The organism is Leucobacter sp. CX169 (genome assembly GCF_017161405.1).
GTDB lineage: Bacteria > Actinomycetota > Actinomycetes > Actinomycetales > Microbacteriaceae > Cx-87.
Map to the genome: position 1 here is coordinate 1,257,596 of NZ_CP071051.1, position 17,596 is coordinate 1,275,191.

At 68.8% G+C, this 17,596-nt stretch carries 18 protein-coding genes; 17 read left to right on the forward strand and 1 reads right to left on the reverse strand.

Translation table 11 applies throughout. The features are described from left to right. From JW030_RS05590 to aroB, 4 genes are read left to right on the forward strand one after another with little or no spacing between them, the layout of a single operon-like run. Window positions 1-867, forward strand: a complete 867-nt coding sequence (locus tag JW030_RS05590; RefSeq protein WP_188044919.1) for a shikimate dehydrogenase — start codon at window positions 1-3, stop codon at window positions 865-867. Window positions 868-872: 5 nt separating this feature from the next. Next, on the forward strand, window positions 873-2,069 hold the full coding sequence (gene aroC, locus JW030_RS05595; protein WP_188044918.1) for a chorismate synthase: 1,197 nt from the start codon (window positions 873-875) through the stop codon (window positions 2,067-2,069). Further along, the gene (locus tag JW030_RS05600) at window positions 2,066-2,815 is read left to right on the forward strand and encodes a shikimate kinase (protein WP_241095581.1); all 750 of its coding nucleotides are present in this window, start codon (window positions 2,066-2,068) and stop codon (window positions 2,813-2,815) included. Before aroC ends, JW030_RS05600 begins: the two co-directional genes overlap by 4 nt. Further along, on the forward strand, window positions 2,812-3,903 hold the full coding sequence (gene aroB / locus JW030_RS05605; RefSeq protein WP_188044917.1) for a 3-dehydroquinate synthase: 1,092 nt from the start codon (window positions 2,812-2,814) through the stop codon (window positions 3,901-3,903). The genes JW030_RS05600 and aroB overlap by 4 nt, the downstream gene beginning before the upstream one ends. Window positions 3,904-3,943: 40 nt before the next feature. Here aroB and JW030_RS05610 read toward each other — a convergent pair whose 3' ends face one another. Then, window positions 3,944-4,510 carry a thioesterase family protein gene (locus tag JW030_RS05610; RefSeq protein WP_188044916.1) on the reverse strand — a complete coding sequence of 189 codons (567 nt, stop codon included), beginning with the start codon at window positions 4,508-4,510 and terminating at the stop codon, window positions 3,944-3,946. A 70-nt stretch (window positions 4,511-4,580) separates the two neighbouring features. On the opposite strand from JW030_RS05610, the gene JW030_RS05615 reads away from it, so the two are divergent. The 13 genes from JW030_RS05615 to metK all read left to right on the forward strand — a co-directional run bounded on the left by JW030_RS05615 (window position 4,581) and on the right by metK (window position 17,588). Beyond that, window positions 4,581-5,015 carry a type II 3-dehydroquinate dehydratase gene (locus JW030_RS05615; protein WP_188044915.1) on the forward strand — a complete coding sequence of 145 codons (435 nt, stop codon included), beginning with the start codon at window positions 4,581-4,583 and terminating at the stop codon, window positions 5,013-5,015. A gap of 104 nt (window positions 5,016-5,119) precedes the next feature. Further along, complete coding sequence (gene efp / locus JW030_RS05620; RefSeq protein ID WP_188044914.1) at window positions 5,120-5,683, forward strand: elongation factor P; 564 nt, start codon at window positions 5,120-5,122, stop codon at window positions 5,681-5,683. Between the two features lie 2 nt (window positions 5,684-5,685). After that, window positions 5,686-6,138, forward strand: coding sequence for a transcription antitermination factor NusB (nusB, locus tag JW030_RS05625; RefSeq protein ID WP_188044913.1), 453 nt, complete (start codon window positions 5,686-5,688; stop codon window positions 6,136-6,138). A 102-nt stretch (window positions 6,139-6,240) separates the two neighbouring features. Next, the gene (gene pyrR, locus JW030_RS05630; protein ID WP_188044912.1) at window positions 6,241-6,771 is read left to right on the forward strand and encodes a bifunctional pyr operon transcriptional regulator/uracil phosphoribosyltransferase PyrR; all 531 of its coding nucleotides are present in this window, start codon (window positions 6,241-6,243) and stop codon (window positions 6,769-6,771) included. Then, window positions 6,768-7,775: an aspartate carbamoyltransferase catalytic subunit gene (locus tag JW030_RS05635; protein ID WP_188044911.1), complete on the forward strand. Its 1,008-nt coding sequence runs from the start codon at window positions 6,768-6,770 to the stop codon at window positions 7,773-7,775. The genes pyrR and JW030_RS05635 overlap by 4 nt, the downstream gene beginning before the upstream one ends. Further along, window positions 7,772-9,160: a dihydroorotase gene (locus tag JW030_RS05640; RefSeq protein ID WP_188044910.1), complete on the forward strand. Its 1,389-nt coding sequence runs from the start codon at window positions 7,772-7,774 to the stop codon at window positions 9,158-9,160. The genes JW030_RS05635 and JW030_RS05640 overlap by 4 nt, the downstream gene beginning before the upstream one ends. After that, window positions 9,157-9,684: a hypothetical protein gene (locus JW030_RS05645; protein ID WP_188044909.1), complete on the forward strand. Its 528-nt coding sequence runs from the start codon at window positions 9,157-9,159 to the stop codon at window positions 9,682-9,684. Before JW030_RS05640 ends, JW030_RS05645 begins: the two co-directional genes overlap by 4 nt. Next, entirely contained in the window at window positions 9,685-10,884 is a 1,200-nt protein-coding gene (gene carA, locus JW030_RS05650; protein WP_241095582.1) for a glutamine-hydrolyzing carbamoyl-phosphate synthase small subunit, read from the forward strand. It abuts the gene before it with no gap. Then, a complete protein-coding gene (carB, locus tag JW030_RS05655) occupies window positions 10,884-14,186 on the forward strand; it encodes a carbamoyl-phosphate synthase large subunit (protein ID WP_188044908.1) in 3,303 nt (1,100 codons plus the stop codon). The genes carA and carB overlap by 1 nt, the downstream gene beginning before the upstream one ends. Next, window positions 14,183-15,064 carry an orotidine-5'-phosphate decarboxylase gene (gene pyrF / locus JW030_RS05660; RefSeq protein ID WP_188044907.1) on the forward strand — a complete coding sequence of 294 codons (882 nt, stop codon included), beginning with the start codon at window positions 14,183-14,185 and terminating at the stop codon, window positions 15,062-15,064. The genes carB and pyrF overlap by 4 nt, the downstream gene beginning before the upstream one ends. Further along, the gene (gene gmk, locus JW030_RS05665) at window positions 15,061-15,954 is read left to right on the forward strand and encodes a guanylate kinase (protein ID WP_188044906.1); all 894 of its coding nucleotides are present in this window, start codon (window positions 15,061-15,063) and stop codon (window positions 15,952-15,954) included. The genes pyrF and gmk overlap by 4 nt, the downstream gene beginning before the upstream one ends. Before the next feature lie 75 nt (window positions 15,955-16,029). Continuing rightward, window positions 16,030-16,284: a DNA-directed RNA polymerase subunit omega gene (gene rpoZ / locus JW030_RS05670; protein ID WP_188044905.1), complete on the forward strand. Its 255-nt coding sequence runs from the start codon at window positions 16,030-16,032 to the stop codon at window positions 16,282-16,284. Between the two features lie 110 nt (window positions 16,285-16,394). Beyond that, window positions 16,395-17,588, forward strand: coding sequence for a methionine adenosyltransferase (gene metK, locus JW030_RS05675; RefSeq protein WP_188044904.1), 1,194 nt, complete (start codon window positions 16,395-16,397; stop codon window positions 17,586-17,588). Window positions 17,589-17,596: the final 8 nt, after the last annotated feature.

A 17,596-nucleotide genomic window follows, 5' to 3' on the forward strand; every position in this document is an offset into this window, starting at 1 on the left:
GTGACCGTCCCCGCGGGGTCGCGGCTGGCGGTACTGGGCTCGCCGATTGCGCACTCGCGTTCTCCGCGCATCCATGCGGCGGCGTACCAAACGCTCGGGCTGGAGTGGAAGTACGAGGCGATCCACTGTGAGGCGGAGGACCTCGAGGCAAGGCTTGCCGGCCTCGGCGACGAGTGGCGCGGCCTCTCGCTCACGATGCCCCTGAAGGAGGAGGCGCACCGCCTGGCGGCGCGCCTCGATCCGGTCGCGACCGACAGCGGGGTCGTGAACACGCTGCTGCGCGACCCGTCCGCAGGCGGTTCCGGCTGGGTCGGGTTCAACACCGACGTCGTCGGTCTCGCGGCCGCCCTCATGGGTGTCGGCTCGGACGCGCGCGAGACGATCGTGCTGGGCGCGGGGGCGACCGCAATCTCGGCGGTGCTCTCTGCCCGCCAGATTGGCGCCGAACGGGTCACCGTGCTGGCGCGCCGCCCGGAGGCGGCAGCGGCCCTCGTCGACCGGCTGCGTCTGAGCGGCGGCGGAACGGCGGAGCTCGCCTCGGGCGGGCTCACCGGCGCCGAGGCGACTCCAGCCGTGGCGACGGCGACGCTCGTCATCTCGACGCTCCCGGGGACCGCCGGGGCGACGCTCGAGTTGCCGTTGGGAATCGAGCGGGTTCCCCTGGTCGACGTCGCCTACGACCCGTGGCCGTCGCCGCTGGCCGAGCGCTGGCGGTCGGCTGGCGGACGCGCCGAATCGGGCATCGACATGCTCGTGTTCCAGGCCCTCGTGCAGGTCCGAATTTTTGTGAGTGGAGACCCGACAGCGCAGCTTTCGGGCGAGCCGGACGTGCTCGCCGCGATGCGTGCCGCCGGTGTGGGAGGATAGGAATCATGCTTCGTTGGCTCACGGCTGGGGAATCCCACGGCCCAGAACTCATTGCTGTCCTCGAGGGGCTGCCCGCAGGGGTGCCCGTCTCGCTCGACGGGATCCGTGAGGACCTCGCGCGCAGAAAGCTCGGTTACGGCCGTGGTTCGCGCATGAAGTTCGAGCAGGATGAGCTGAACCTCTCCGGAGGCGTCGTCCAGGGCTGCTCCATCGGCGGTCCTGTCGCGATCCGCATCGGCAACACCGAGTGGCCCAAGTGGGCCGAGGTGATGAATCCGGAAGCGACCGAGCTCTCGGAGAAGTCCCGCGGACGCGGTGCGCCCCTGACCCGCCCGCGCCCCGGTCACGCCGACCTCGCTGGCATGCAAAAGTACGGCTTCGACGAGGCCCGGCCGGTGCTGGAGCGCGCGAGCGCCCGGGAGACCGCGGCGCGCGTCGCCCTGGGCGCCGTCGCCCGCGCCTTCCTCGCCGAGCTCGGCGTCCAGCTCGTCAGCCACACGGTCGCGATCGGCCCCGTTGCGGTGCCCGCGGGCGCCCCGCTTCCCGGTCCCGGCGACGTCGCGGCACTGGACGCTGATCCGCTGCGCTGCTTCGACGCGGCCACGAGCGCGCTCATGGTCGAAGAGGTCGATGACACCAAGCGCTCGGGCGACACGGTCGGCGGCATCGTCGAGGTGCTTGCCTACGGCCTGCCCACCGGGCTGGGATCGTATGTCCACTGGGATCGTCGCCTGGACTCGCGCCTCGCGGGCGCGCTCATGGGCATCCAGGCGATCAAGGGTGTCGAGGTCGGCGACGGCTTCGAGACCACCCGGCGTCGCGGCTCGGCCGCGCACGATGAACTGCACATGCAGGACGGCAAGATCGCTCGTGAGACCGGCCGCGCGGGCGGCATCGAGGGCGGCATGACGAACGGCCAGGTGCTGCGCGTACGAGCCGGCATGAAGCCCATCGCCACCGTGCCCCACGCGCTTCCGACGATCGACACCGCGACGGGTGAGGACGCCAAGGCGCACCACCAGCGCAGTGACGTCTGCGCGGTGCCCGCTGCGGGCGTCGTCGCCGAGGCGATGGTCGCGCTGACCCTCGCCGACGCGATGCTCGAGAAGTTCGGCGGCGACAGCGTCGCCGAGACCCGGCGCAACCTGGAGTCCTACCTCGCGGCAATCCCCGAGACGCTCCAGACCGCGATCGAGTCGTGACCGCGAGCCGCCGCGCGAGTCGTGAGGCCGCCGCGCCGGATCTCGCGCGGAACGCTGCGCTACAGCTCGCCGCGGCGTCGCCGGTCGTCGCCGAGGCAGCCGAGCCCGCGCCCAAGCCCCGCGCCGGCGCGGAACCGCTCCACGTAGATCCGCCTCACGCCGATGCGTTCGCTGGCACGGGCGCGATCCCGGTGGCCAGCGCCGATTTGCCGCCGCACGCCATCGTGCTGGTCGGTCCCATGGCAGCCGGGAAGACGAGCATCGGGCGCCGCGTGGCGCGCGAGCTCGGCATCCCGTTCATCGACTCCGACGCCCGCATCGTGCAGGCCCACGGCCCGATCCCCGAGATCTTCGAGCAGCGCGGCGAGCCCGCGTTTCGTGAGATCGAAGCGGCGACGATCGCCGCGGAGCTCGCCGAACCCGGCGCCCGCATCCTCGCCCTGGGCGGCGGAGCGGTGCTGGCCGATGAGACGCGGGAACTGCTGCGTCAACACCCCGTGATCCTGCTGATGACCACGGAACGCGCAGTGAAGCGCACCGCGAACCTGACGAAGCGTCCGCTCTTGCGAGACGACCCGGGAGCCTGGTCGCGGATCCTGGAGGAGCGCCGGCCCGTGTATGAGGCCGTCGCCGACGTCACGTTCCGCACGGACCGGGCAAGCAAAGAACAACTGGTGCGGCGCATCGCCGCCTGGATCCTGAACCCGCAATCCCGGGGAACGGAAGACGAGGGAGTAGACGAATGACTGGCGAGCGCGGCACGGTGACCGAGATTCAGGTGACGGGCGAGGCCGCGTCGACGGTGATCGTGGGGCGCGGGCTGCGCGGACGAATCATCGAGGCGCTGGGCGAGCGCGTTTCGAAGATTCTCATCGTGCACACGCCGACGGTCGGACGGGCGGCGGAAGAGCTGCGCGCCGAGCTGCAGGAGAAGTACACCCAGGTGCTCCTCGCCGAGGTGCCCGATGCCGAGGCGGCGAAGCGGGTCGAGGTCGCGGCGTTCTGCTGGGGCATCATGGGCCAGGCCGACTTCACCCGCACCGACGCCGTGATCGGCCTCGGCGGCGGCGCGGTCACCGACCTCGCGGGCTTCGTCGCGGCCACCTGGCTGCGCGGCGTCCGCCTCGTGCAGGTGCCGACGACGGTGCTCGGCATGGTCGACGCTGCCGTCGGCGGCAAGACCGGGGTGAACACGCAGGAAGGCAAAAACCTCGTCGGCGCGTTCTACCCGGCCCACGCCGTCATCTGCGACCTCGACCTGCTCAACTCGCTGCCGCGCAACGAGATCCTCGCGGGCTTCGCTGAGGTCGCCAAGTGCGGCTTCATCGCCGAGCCCGAGATCCTGGACATCCTCGAGGCCGACGTCGAGGCCGCGACCGACCCGCAGACGCCGCAGTTCCGCCGGGTCATCGAGCTCGCGATCGGCGTCAAGGCCCGGGTCGTGAGCGAGGACTTCCGCGAGAGCGGCCCGCGCGAGATCCTGAACTACGGCCACACGCTCGGCCACGCCATCGAGCATGCGGAACGCTACCAGTGGCGCCACGGCGCAGCCATCTCGGTCGGCATGATGTACGCCGCCGAACTCGGACGCATGGCGGGCGCGCTCTCGGACGCCGACGTCGAGCGACACCGCCGCGTCCTCGGCTCGCTCACCCTGCCGCTGACCTACCCGGCCGGGCGCTGGGAGGGGCTGCTCGCGACGATGCAGCGCGACAAGAAGGCTCGCGCCGGCATGCTGCGCTTCATCGTGCTCGACGGGATCGGCAAGCCACGCGTGCTCGCGGGCGTTGACCAGTCGGTGCTGCAGTTCGCGTACCAAGAGATCGCGGGCTAGCTGCGGCTCATCGGCGCACACTGTCCCGGGAACGGCAAGATCAGCCCCAGACGCTCGGGGCGGCGTCGCGCGTCGAGGGGAGGCGCGACGCGCTGCCCCACTCGCGCAGCTGGTCGGGCAGCTCAAAGTCGTCGATGTCGACGCCCGCCGCAGTGGCGATCTCGGCGACCTTCACCACTCCGCCGGACTTCTTGAGGATGCGCGCGCGAACGACGGCGCGCGCGTAGACCTCGGGCGTGCCCGACGCGTCGGGGCGCACGAAGCGCTGCTCGAGGAACACCGCCTGGTCGTCGAAACCGAGCATCTGCGACTCGATCGTGAACTTTTCCCACAGCTGCAGGGACTTCCGAAACGAGATCGTCTCGGCCACCACGACGGGGTACCAGCCGCGCGCGCCAAAGATCGCCATGACTCCGTTGCGCTGCAGCATGTCGAACCGGGCGACATCCATGATCGACAAGTAGACGCCGTTGTTCACGTGGCGCAACAGGTCGAGGTCGGTGGGCATCACGCGAAAGCTTGAGCGGCTCACATCGCGAAAGCCCAGGCGCGGGCCGCGTCGCCCGTGGAAGAAATAGTGCAGGAGGGTCCGAAACATCATGTGCATGTCGCGAGCCTAGGGGGAGTGCGGCCGCGCGCGACACCGGTTGTGGGAGCACTGCAATACACTGGCGATCATGGCGAAGATCCTCGTACTCAATGGACCGAACCTCGGCATGCTCGGGGTGCGCGAGCCCGAGGTGTACGGCAGCGCCACCCTCGCGGACCTCGCGCGCGTGCTCGATGCCGCGGCGACGCCCGAGCAGGAGGTCGAGGTGCGCCAGACGGACAACGAGGCCGAGATGGTCGGCTGGCTGCACGAGGCGGCACTGTCGCGCACCGATGTGATCCTGAACCCCGCCGCGTTCACGCACTACAGCTACGCGATGCGCGACGCCGCCGCCATGGTGCCGGGGGCGGGCGCCCGCCTCATCGAGGTGCACATCTCGAACCCGCACACACGTGAGACGTTCCGTCACACGAGCGTGATCTCCGGCATTGCCTCCGGCGTCATTGCCGGCTTCGGTTTCGACTCGTACTCGCTCGCCCTGATCGCCCTCCGCGGGGCTTGATCGGGACGCGCCCCGCGCCGCAAGGCGTCCAGGCGCTGACGCGGTAGACTGTTCGCTGCGTGCAATTGCGCGATTGAACCTGAAGACCGGAGACGAAACCCAGCATGGCAACTTCGAGCGACATCAAGAACGGCACCGTCATCAAGGTTGACGGCCAGCTCTGGAGCGTGGTGGAGTTCCAGCACGTCAAGCCCGGTAAGGGTGGCGCGTTCGTGCGCACCAAGCAGAAGAACGTCGTCACCGGCAAGATCATCGACAAGACCTACAACGCGGGCGCGAAGCTCGAGACCGCGACCGTAGATCGTCGCGATTTCCAGTACCTCTACATGGACGGCGCCGACTACGTGTTCATGGACCTGACGGACTACGACCAGATCACGGTCAGCCCCGTCGTCGTCGGAGACGCCTCCAACTACATGCTCGAGAACCAGACCGCGACGATCGCGCTGCACGAGGGCGAGCCCCTCTACGTCGAGCTCCCCGCCTCGGTGGTCCTCGAGGTCACCTACACCGAGCCCGGCCTGCAGGGCGACCGCTCGACCGGCGGCACCAAGCCGGCGACGCTCGAGACGGGCTACGAGATTCAGGTTCCGCTCTTCCTGGAGCAGGGCACCAAGGTCAAGGTCGACACCCGCACGGGTGACTACCTCGGCCGCGTGAACGACTAGTCATGAGCGCTCGCAGGAAGGCCCGCAAGCGGGCTTTGGACATGCTGTTCCAGGCGGACGTGCGCGGCGACGCGCTCGACTCCGTGGTGGCATCCGAGGCGACGCGCGCGTCGTCCGAGCCCGACCGCCTGACCTCGTGGATGTACGCGCGGGAGATCGTCGACGGCGTCGTTGATCACCGCGAGGAGATCGACGAGCTCATTGCGACGTACTCGCAGGGCTGGTCGATCGATCGGATGCCCAACGTGGACCGCGCGATCTTGCGGCTCGCGTCGTGGGAGATCCTGCACAACCCCGATGTGCCCGTCGAGGTGGCGATTGACGAAGCGATCGAACTGGCGAAGGAGTACTCGACTGAGGATTCGAGTCGGTTCGTGAACGGCGTGCTCGGCCAGGTGGCCAAGCAGGCGGCTCCGCGCGACGCGTCGAAGGCGAAGTCCGCGACAGCAGAGTAGCGGGGTCTGCCGGCGCGAGAGTGCCGGCAGATCCACGCTATACTTTTTGGGTTAGCACTTCTTTAATTCCCGTCCAGTGAGGCGGAGAAGGGGGGCTCGGATATGGGAACGCGTACGGTACTGGAAAGTGCCGAGATCTCGCGGGCACTCACCCGAATCTCGCATGAAATCATCGAGTCAAACAAGGGCGTATCTGGGCTCGTCCTGCTCGGCATCCCGACCCGCGGCGTCACGCTCGCGCATCGGATCGCCGACATCATCTCGCGCATCGAGGGAACGAACGTCCCCGTCGGCCAGCTCGACGTCACGATGTATCGCGACGACCTCGCCAAGCATCCGATCCGCGCGACGCTGCCGACCGCGATCCCCGAACCGGGCATTGATGGCGCAACCGTCGTGCTCGTGGACGACGTGCTCTACTCGGGACGCACCGTTCGGGCCGCGCTTGACGCGTTGAACGACCACGGCCGCCCGCGCGCCGTGCGCCTCGCCGCCTTGATCGACCGGGGACACCGCGAGCTGCCCATTCGCGCCGACTTCATCGGCAAGAACCTTCCGAGCGCGACGAGCGAGCGCATCTTCGTGCGTCTGACCGAGCACGACGGACTCGACGAAGTGGCGATCGACTCATGAGGCACCTGCTCGACACCCGCACGTTGTCGCGCGATGAGGCCATCATGATCCTCGACACCGCCGAGGACATGGCGGCGACGCAGCAGCGCGAGGTCAAGAAGCTCCCGACGCTGCGCGGCAAGACCGTCGTGAACCTCTTCTTCGAGGACTCGACGCGCACCCGCATCTCGTTCGAGGCGGCCGCGAAGCGGCTGTCGGCGGACGTCATCAACTTCAGCGCCAAGGGCTCGTCGGTCTCCAAGGGCGAATCGCTCAAGGACACGGCGCAGACGCTCCAAGCGATCGGCGCCGACGGTGTCGTGATCCGGCACCCCGCCTCTGGCGCGCCCGCCCGGCTCGCGAGCAGCGGCTGGATCTCTGCCGGCGTGCTGAACGCCGGCGACGGCACGCACGAGCACCCCACGCAGGCGCTGCTCGACGCGTTCACCATGCGCCGCCGGCTGCACGGTGAGCACGCGAGCCGCGGACGCGACCTGGACGGCGTGTCTGTCGTGATCGTGGGCGACCTGGCGCACTCGCGCGTGGCGCGCTCGAACCTCTGGCTGCTGCACGCGCTCGGCGCGCGGGTGACCTTCGTCGCGCCCGAGACGCTGATCCCGTTCGGCGCCCGCGCCTGGCCCGTCACCGTGCGGCACTCGCTCGACGAGGCGCTGCGCGAAGACAAGCCCGACGTCGTAATGCTGCTGCGCATTCAGTCCGAGCGCATGCACGCCGCATACTTCCCGAATGAGCGAGAGTATTCGCGCGGCTGGGGCCTCGACGATCGCCGGCTGGCGCAGCTGCAGCCGCAGACCATCGTGATGCACCCGGGTCCCATGAACCGGGGGCTCGAGATTTCGTCCGCCGCGGCGGACTCTCCGCGCTCCACCGTGCTGCAGCAGGTCGCGAACGGCGTTTCAGTGCGCATGGCCGCCCTTTACTTGCTGCTGAGTGGCGAGCGCGGCGAAGCACCCGCTGACCACAACTCCAGTACGACGAACGACACGAAAGGAACGCCGGCATGAGCGCCACGAACGAGATTCTGATCCGCGGGGCGCGCCTCGCCGCTGACCTCGGTGCGCGCTGCACGGACGCGGTGGCCCTCGCAGGCGTGCCCGCAGTGGACCTGCGTATCGTCGACGGCACGATCGTCGAGCGTGGCACCGCGCTCGAGCCGCGCGCGGGCGAGCGCGTGATCGAGGCCGATGGCCTGATCGCGATGACCGGCCTGGTCGACCTCCACACGCACCTGCGCGAGCCCGGCTTCGAGCAGTCGGAAACGGTACTCACCGGCACCCGCGCGGCGGCGGCCGGCGGCTTCACGACCGTCTTCGCGATGGCGAACACCATGCCCGTAGCCGACACCGCCGGCGTCGTTGAACAGGTCCAGGCCCTGGGCGACGCCGCTGGCTACGCCACCGTGCGCCCGATCGGCGCCGTCACCGAAGACCTTGCGGGCGAGCGCCTGAGCGAGATCGGCGCGATGGCCGAGTCGCGCGCCGGCGTGCGCGTCTTCTCCGACGACGGCAAGTGCGTCCACGACCCGCTGCTCATGCGCCGCGCGCTCGAGTACGTGAAGACCTTCGACGGCGTGATCGCGCAGCACGCGCAGGATCCCCGCCTCACCGAGGGCGCCCAGATGAACGAGGGCACGCTGTCCAGCGAGCTCGGCCTCAAGGGTTGGCCCGCGGTCGCGGAAGAGTCGATCATCGCGCGGGATGTCCTGCTCGCCGAGCACGTCGGTGCGCGGCTACACATCTGCCACCTCTCCACTGCCGGCTCCGTCGAGGTGCTGCGCTGGGCAAAGTCGCGGGGCATTCCCGTGACCGCCGAGGTCACGCCGCACCACCTGATCCTCACGGAGGAGTTGGCGCGCAGCTACGACGCTCGGTACAAGGTCAACCCGCCGCTGCGGCGTGAGAGCGACGTGCTCGCGCTTCGCGCCGCCGTGGCCGATGGCACGATCGACATCATCGCGACCGATCACGCGCCGCACCCGGTCGAGGCGAAGGACTGTGAGTGGGACGCCGCGGCGTTCGGCATGGTCGGTCTCGAGTCGGCGCTGCCGGTCGCGCAGGCCACGCTCGTGGCGAACGGCCACGCGTCCTGGGCCGAGCTGGAGCGCCTGCTCTCGGCGAAGCCTGCCGAGATCGGTCGCCTGTCGGGTCACCCGACGGCGCTCGACGCCGGCCAGCCGGCCGACCTCGTGTTGGTCGACCCCAGCGGCGTCAGCGCGTTCGGCCCAGAGAAGCTACGCGGCCTGAGCGCGAACTCGCCGTTCCTCGGCATGGAGCTGCCGGGACGCGTGCACACCACGATTCGCCGCGGCGTCATCACGCTTGACGACGGCGTGCTTGCCGACGCGGCTGCCGTGGCGGCTGCTGCGCAGGGCCGGGGGAGCTCGGCATGACCCAGCTTCTCTGGGGCCTCGTGGCCCTCGCCTTCGCGGCCCTGCTCTTTCTGCTGATGTGGACCGCCTGGCGGCGCCGCACCCGGCGCGACGCGCAGGTGGAAACCTCGGCCGCACCGTTCGCCGGGCCGCCCACAACCAGCTTCCCGCGCGTGTTCTACGTGGCGACGACGCCCGCCGGCGCGCCGCTCGAGCGCGTCGCCGCCCCCGGCCTCGCGTTTCGCGGCTACGGCGAGCTCGACCTGTTCACGGACGGCCTCGAGTTCCGGCTGCCGGGGGAGCACCCTGTGCGCATCCCCGGCGCGCAGATTCTCGGCTCGGGCACCGCGCAGACCCGCATCGACAAGGTTGTTGAGGCCGACGGCCTCGCGCTCGTGCGTTGGCAGGCCGATGACCGGGAGCTCGAGTCGAGCTTCCGCTTCCCTGATCCTGCCGGACAGCGCGCGTTTGCCGACGCGGTCGAGGCCATCGCCCGCGCCACCCCATACTCTTCCCTTTCCGACGACACCACTCAGGAGGCCTAGGTGACTACTCTCACCGCCCACACCACTGACACTGCCCTTGACGGCGCAGTGCTCGTGCTCGAGGACGGCACGCGTCACGCGGGCCGCGCATACGGCGCTCGCGGGCGCACCCTCGGAGAGGTCGTCTTCTCAACCGGCATGACCGGCTACCAGGAGACCCTCACTGACCCGTCCTACGCAGGCCAGATCGTCATCATGACGGCACCGCACATCGGAAACACCGGCGTCAACGACGCCGACAAGGAGTCCGACAAGATTTGGGTTGCCGGCTTCGTTGTCCGCGACCCCGCTCGCCGCGTCTCGAACTTCCGTGCCGAGCGTTCGCTCGACGAGGAGCTCGTCGCCGACGGCGTCGTGGGCATCTCGGGTGTCGACACCCGTGCCCTCACCCGCCACATCCGCTCGGCGGGCGCTCTGCGCGCCGGCGTCTTCTCGGGCGCCGACGCGATGCTCCCTGAGGCGGAGCAGCTCGCGATCGTGCGCGAGCAGGCCAGCATGGCCGGCAAGAACCTCTCCGAGGTCGTTTCGACCCCCGAGGCCTACGAGGTCGCGGCGTCGGGCGACGAGCGGGTCGGCCGGATCGCCGTGCTCGACCTCGGCGTGAAGCGCGCCACAGTGACCTACCTCGCCGAGCACGGCTTCGATGTGACGGTGCTGCCGGCGCGCACGACGCTCGAGGAGATCCGCGCGCTCGCTCCGGACGCGCTCTTCTACTCCAACGGTCCCGGTGACCCCGCGGCGTCCGACGGACACGTCGCGATCCTGCAGGAACTGCTGCGCGACGGCCTGCCGTACTTCGGCATCTGCTTCGGCAACCAGCTGCTCGGCCGGGCGCTCGGCTTCTCGACCTACAAGCTGCCGTTTGGCCACCGCGGGATCAACCAGCCCGTCATGGACAAGCGCACCGGCAAGGTCGAGATCACGGCGCAGAACCACGGCTTCGCCGTCGACGCGCCCATCGACGGGGTGATCGACTCGCCCGCCGGTTTCGGTCGCGTCCAGGTGAGCCACGTGAGCCTGAACGACCAGGTCGTCGAGGGGCTCGAGTGCCTCGACCTGCCGGCGTTCTCGGTCCAGTACCACCCCGAGGCAGCTGCTGGGCCGCACGACGCCTTCTATCTCTTCAACCGCTTCCGCGAACTCGTCAAGAGCAACGCCGAAAGCCGCACGAACACCACCGAATCGGGAGCAGCAGAATAATGCCGAAGCGTTCAGACATTAATTCCGTCCTCGTTATTGGGTCGGGCCCGATTGTCATCGGCCAGGCCTGCGAGTTCGATTACTCGGGTACCCAGGCATGCCGTGTGCTTCGCGAGGAGGGCGTCCGCGTCATCCTCGTGAACTCGAACCCTGCGACGATCATGACCGACCCCGACTTCGCCGACGCGACGTACATCGAACCGATTACCCCCGAGGTCATCGAGTCGATCATCATCAAGGAGCGCCCCGACGCGATCCTGCCGACCCTCGGTGGCCAGACCGCGCTCAACGCGGCGATGCAGCTGCACGAGCTGGGCATCCTCGAGAAGCACGGCGTCGAGCTCATCGGCGCGAAGGTTGACGCGATCCAGAAGGGCGAGGATCGCCAGCTCTTCAAGGACATCGCGATCGCCGCGGGCGCAGAGGTAGCCAAGTCCTATATCGCACACACGATCGAAGAGGCCAAGGAGTTCGCCAAGGACCTCGGCTACCCGCTCGTCGTGCGCCCCTCGTTCACGATGGGTGGCCTCGGCTCGGGCTTCGCGTACACCGAAGAAGAGCTCGTGCGCATTGCCGGCGACGGCCTGCACTACAGCCCCACGACCGAGGTGCTGCTCGAGGAGTCGATCCTCGGGTGGAAGGAGTATGAGCTCGAGCTCATGCGCGACACTGCCGACAACACGGTCGTCGTGTGCTCGATCGAGAACGTCGACGCCGTTGGCGTACACACGGGTGACTCGATCACCGTGGCCCCGGCCCTCACGCTGACGGACCGCGAGTACCAGAACCTGCGCGACATCTCGATCGACATCATTCGTCGCGTCGGGGTCGACACGGGCGGCTGCAACATTCAGTTCGCGATCGACCCGTCCAACGGCCGCGTCGTCGTCATCGAGATGAACCCTCGTGTGTCGCGCTCGTCGGCGCTCGCGTCGAAGGCCACCGGCTTCCCGATCGCCAAGATCGCCGCGAAGCTCGCCATCGGCTACCGCCTCGACGAGATCCAGAACGACATCACGAAGGTGACCCCGGCGAGCTTTGAGCCCACGATCGACTACGTTGTCGTCAAGGTTCCCCGCTTCGCGTTCGAGAAGTTCCCCGCAGCGGACGACACGCTGACCACGACCATGAAGTCGGTCGGCGAGGCGATGGCCATTGGGCGCAACTTCTCGACGTCGCTGCAGAAGGCGTTGCGCTCGCTCGAGAAGCGCGGCTCGTCGTTCCACTGGGGTGAGGATGACCGCTCGGTCGAATCGCTGCTCGTCGGCATGGTGCGTCCGACCGACGGCCGTATCATCGATGTCCAGCAGGCGCTCCGCAAGGGTGCCACCACCGAGCAGGTCTTCGACGCGACCAAGATCGACCCCTGGTTCCTCGACCAGATCGTGCTGATCAACGAGGTCGCGGACGAGGTAGCGGCGGCGCCCGAGCTCACCCGTGAGGTGCTCGCGCACGCCAAGGACCATGGCTTCTCCGACATTCAGATCGCGCAGCTGCGCGGCCTGGACGAGGCGACCGTGCGGAGCTTGCGTCACGAGCTTGACCTGCGCCCCGTCTTCAAGACGGTCGACACCTGCGCCGGCGAGTTCCCCGCGCTCACGCCGTACCACTACTCGTCGTACGACTTCGAGACCGAGGTCACCCCGTCCGACCGCAAGAAGATCGTGATCCTGGGGTCCGGTCCGAACCGCATCGGTCAGGGCGTCGAGTTCGACTACTCGTGCGTGCACGCCTCGTTCGCCCTCTCCGAGGCCGGCTACGAGACCATCATGATCAACTGCAACCCCGAGACGGTCTCGACCGACTACGACACCTCGGATCGCCTGTACTTCGAGCCGCTGACGCTTGAGGACGTGCTCGAGGTCATCCACGCCGAAAGCAAGAGCGGTGAGCTCGTCGGCGTCGTCGTGCAGTTGGGCGGCCAGACGGCCCTCGGCCTGGCACAGCCGCTGAAGGACGCTGGAGTCCCGATCCTGGGCACGACGCCCGAAGCGATCGACCTGGCGGAGGAGCGCGGCGCGTTCTCGAAGATCCTCGACGAGGCCGGCCTCGTGTCGCCCCGCAACGGCACCGCAACCGACGAGGCCGGAGCGATCCGGATCGCCGAGGAAATTGGCTACCCGGTGCTCGTGCGCCCATCGTTCGTGCTCGGGGGACGCGGCATGGAAATCGTGTATGACACGGCCTCGCTCAGCGGCTACTTCGAGCGGATCGCGGGCCACGCGCTCGTCGGCCCCGGCCACCCGCTGCTGGTGGACCGCTTCCTCGACGACGCGATCGAGATCGACATCGACGCCATCTTCGACGGCGATCAGCTGTACGTCGGCGGCGTCATGGAGCACATCGAGGAGGCGGGTGTGCACTCGGGTGACTCGAGCTGCACGCTGCCGCCCGTGACGCTCGGACACGACCAGATCGCCCAGGTTCGGGACGCCACTGAGGCAATCGCGCGCGGCATTGGCGTGCACGGCCTGCTGAACGTGCAGTTCGCGATCGGGCAGGGAGTGCTTTACGTGCTCGAGGCGAACCCTCGCGCGTCGCGCACGGTCCCGTTCGTCGCGAAGGCCCTCGGGATCCCGCTGGCGAAGGCGGCATCGCGGGTCATGGCGGGCGAGAGCATCCAGTCGCTGCTCGACTCGGGCTTCCTGCCCGAGCGCGACGGCTCGCGCATCCCGATCGACGCCCCGGTCGCCGTGAAGGAGGCCGTGCTTCCGTTCAAGCGCTTCCGCACGCACGAGGGCCTGATCGTCGACTCGCTGCTCGGCCCCGAGATGCGTTCGACCGGCGAGGTCATGGGCATGGACCGCGACTTCCCGCGTGCCTTTGCCAAGAGCCAGGCGGCGGCCGGTAGCGCGCTGCCGCTGTCCGGTACCGTGTTCGTCTCGGTCGCCGATCGTGACAAGCGCGCCGTCGTGCTGCCGGTGCTGCGCCTGCAGGAGCTCGGTTACGAGATCCTCGCGACGCAGGGCACCCAGGTGGTGCTCGCCCGCAACGGCATCACGTCCCGCGCAGTGCGCAAGCACTCGGAGCAGAGCGAGGGCGACTCGGTCGTTGACCTGATCAACGCGGGCAAGATCGACATCGTCATCAACACGCCGAGCGGTCGCTCGGCGCGCGCGGACGGGTACGAGATTCGCGCGGCGACCGTCGCGGCGGACAAGCCGATCTTCACCACGATCGCCGAGCTGGCCGCCGCGGTCGGCGCGCTCGCGGTGGCGAACGAGGGCTTCTCGGTGCGCTCGCTCCAGGAGTACGAAGCCGATCGGGTAGAACAGCGCGCGGCAGAGGCCGCCGCTCGATGACTCAGTCGTTCGGGGACCGGCTCGCAGCGGCATTCGCTGCGGGCCGGCACCTGTGCGTCGGAATTGACCCGCACGACTCGCTGCTCGCCGACTGGGGAGTGTCGAACGACGCCGCCGGGGCCGAGCGGATGGGCCGGGACGTTGTCGCGGCCGCCGCCGGCGTCGCGGCCTGTGTCAAGCCGCAGATCGCGTTCTTTGAGCGCTTCGGCGCCGCGGGCTTCGTAGCGCTTGAGCGAGTCTTCGCTGACGCGCGTGCAGCCGGCGTGACCGTAATTGCCGACGTGAAGCGCGGCGACATCGGCTCGAGCTTCGCCGCGTACGCGGACGCCTGGCTGACGCCTGGCTCGCCCCTCGAAGCGGACGCGATGACCGTCGCGGCGTACCAGGGGTTTGGCACGCTAGCGGGTGCCTTCGGCCACGTGCGCGATCATGGCAAGGGCCTGTTTGTGCTCGCCGCGACCTCGAACCCCGAAGCGTTTGCCGTGCAGACCGCTCGCCTTGTCGACGGGCGCACGGTCGCCGAGGGCATGGTTGCCGACGCCGCGTCGTGGAACGAGGATGCGGCGCTCGCCGGATCGGGCTCACCCGAAGTCGGCTCGATCGGTGTAGTGCTGGGCGCGACGCTTGAGCTCGACCGCTTCGGAATCGCGACGGACGGGTACGCCGGGGGACCGGCGCTTCCTGTGCTCGCGCCGGGTTTCGGGTTCCAGGGGGCACGAGTCGAGGACGCGGGCACAATCTTCGGATCGCTCTCTCGAGGCCTGCTCGCCAGCGAGTCGCGCAGCGTCCTCGCGGGCGGTGCCGCTGGCCTCGCCAAGCGAATCGCTGAGCGTTCGGCGACGATTGCCCAAAGCCTCGGTACTCTGGACACACTATGAGTACGCACGCAGAGATGCCCCAGGTCGATCGGGTCGCGGCAAACCGCGCCGCGGTCGAAGCGCGCCAGGGCCGCGCCGAGCTGAAGCGACGACTGCGCAGCGGTGAGTTGTCGCCCATGCGCGTGCTCGAGCAGTCTCTCGAACGCGGCTCCGCGGCCTCCGGCCTCCGCATCACCGACTTCCTCCTCAGCCTGCCCGCGATCGGCCAGGTGAAGGCCCCGCGCATCCTCGAGGACCTCGAGATCTCCGAGCGCAAGCGGCTCGGCGGCCTGGGCGCGCGTCAGCGCTCCCGGCTCGAGCAGTTCATGCGCGAGCGCTTTGGTGCTACGACGGAGCGGCCGCGGCTCACGGTCCTTGCCGGGCCCACCGCGGTGGGCAAGGGAACGGTGGCGACCTACGTGCGCGAGCACTATCCCGAGGTCACGCTGTCCGTGTCGGCGACGACGCGGAAGGCGCGTCCCGGCGAGGTCGAGGGCCAGCACTACTACTTCGTCGACGACGAGCAGTTTGACCGCATGCTTGCCGGCGACGGGTTGCTCGAGTGGGCGACGGTGCACAACCAGAACCGTTACGGGACCCCCCGTCAGCCCGTGCTCGAAGCCGCCGATCGCGGCGAGCTCGTGTTGCTCGAGATCGACCTGCAGGGTGCGCGTCAGGTGCGCGCCGCCATGCCCGATGCGCGACTGGTCTTCCTCGCGCCGCCCAGCTGGGACGAGCTGGTGCGCCGACTTGTCGGCCGAGGCACGGAGGACGAGGCGGAGCGGGAGCGTCGTCTCGCGACCGCCAAGGTTGAGCTCGCGGCGGCCGAAGAGTTCGACGAGATCATCGTCAACGACACTGTCGAGCGGGCTGCTGCCCGTCTCGTCGACATCATGCGCGGCGACGCGTAAAACCGAACGGCAAACGCGCATCCCGAAATCCCGGGCATCCGGTAAGCTAAGTAGGTCTACTTGAGGAGCACACCCATGGCCAATGTGAACGGCATTATCGATCCCCCCATCGACGACCTCCTGTCGAAGGTGGAATCGAAGTACGCGCTGGTGATTTTTGCGTCGCAGCGCGCGCGCCAGATCAACGACTATTACACCGACCTGCACGACGGGAACCTGTACGACAACGTCGGACCGCTCGTGGACTCCACGGTCGAGGACAAGCCGCTGTCGATCGCGCTGCACGAGATCGTCGAAGGCAAGCTGACCATGACGGCTCGTCCCGAATAGTCACACAGGCATTCACTGTCGGCGGTGCCGGATACCCTTGAGAGGGATCCGGCACCGCCGTTCCTGTTCCACCCCACTGTTCTTATTCACCCGCGTCGCTGGAGCTCACTATGACCCGCCTGTTTACCTCTGAGTCTGTGACCGAGGGGCACCCCGATAAGATTTGCGATCGCATCTCCGACACCATCCTGGACGCGATGCTGGAACAGGATCCCGGGGCCCGCGTCGCCGTCGAGACGCTCGTGACCACGGGCCTCGTGCACGTGGCGGGGGAAGTCTCGACCTCGGGGTACGTCGAGATCCCGCAGCTTGTGCGGGACGCCGTGCGCGAGATCGGCTACACGAGCTCGGAGATGGGCTTCGATGGGAACTCCTGCGGGGTCTCGATTTCGATCGGACAGCAGTCGCCCGACATCGCGGAGGGCGTGGACGCGTCCCTCGAAACCCGCCTCGGCCTCGACGACGACGACCTCAGCCGCCAGGGTGCGGGCGACCAGGGCATCATGTTCGGCTACGCGTGCACCGAGACGCCTGAGCTGCACCCGCTGCCGAGCTGGCTCTCGCACCGCATGGCCGAGAAGCTGGCCGAGGTTCGCCGTTCGGGCCAGCTGCTCGAGCTTCGGCCCGACGGCAAGACCCAGGTGACGGTCGGCTACGACGGCACCCGCCCCGTCTCGATCGAGGCCGTCGTGGTCTCCACCCAGCACTCGCGCGACATCTCGCAGGAGGCGCTGCGCGCCGAGGTCGAGCGGCTCGTGATCCGGCCAGTGCTCGATCTGGTCGAGCTGCCCAGCGCGCACGCCGAGCTCTTCATCAACCCGGCCGGACCGTTCGTCGTCGGTGGCCCCATGGGCGACGCGGGCCTCACCGGTCGCAAGATCATCATCGACACCTACGGTGGTGCCTCGCGGCACGGCGGCGGCGCGTTCAGCGGCAAGGACCCCTCGAAGGTCGACCGCTCGGCCGCGTACGCGATGCGCTGGGTCGCGAAGCACGCGGTCCGTGCCGGTCTTGCCGAGCGCCTCGAGGTCCAGGTGGCGTACGCCATTGGTCGCGCACACCCGGTCGGACTCTACGTCGAGGCCTTCGGCACCGAGACCGTCCCGCTCGACCGCATCGAGTCGGCCATCCGCGAGGTGTTTGACCTCCGCCCGCTTGCGATTATTCGCGACCTCGACCTGCTGCGCCCGATCTACGCGAAGACTTCGGCCTACGGCCACTTCGGGCGCGAGCTGCCCGAGTTCACCTGGGAGGCGACGCCGCGGGTCGCCGAGCTGCGCGCTGCCGCCGGTCTCGACCGCTAGCGAGCCGA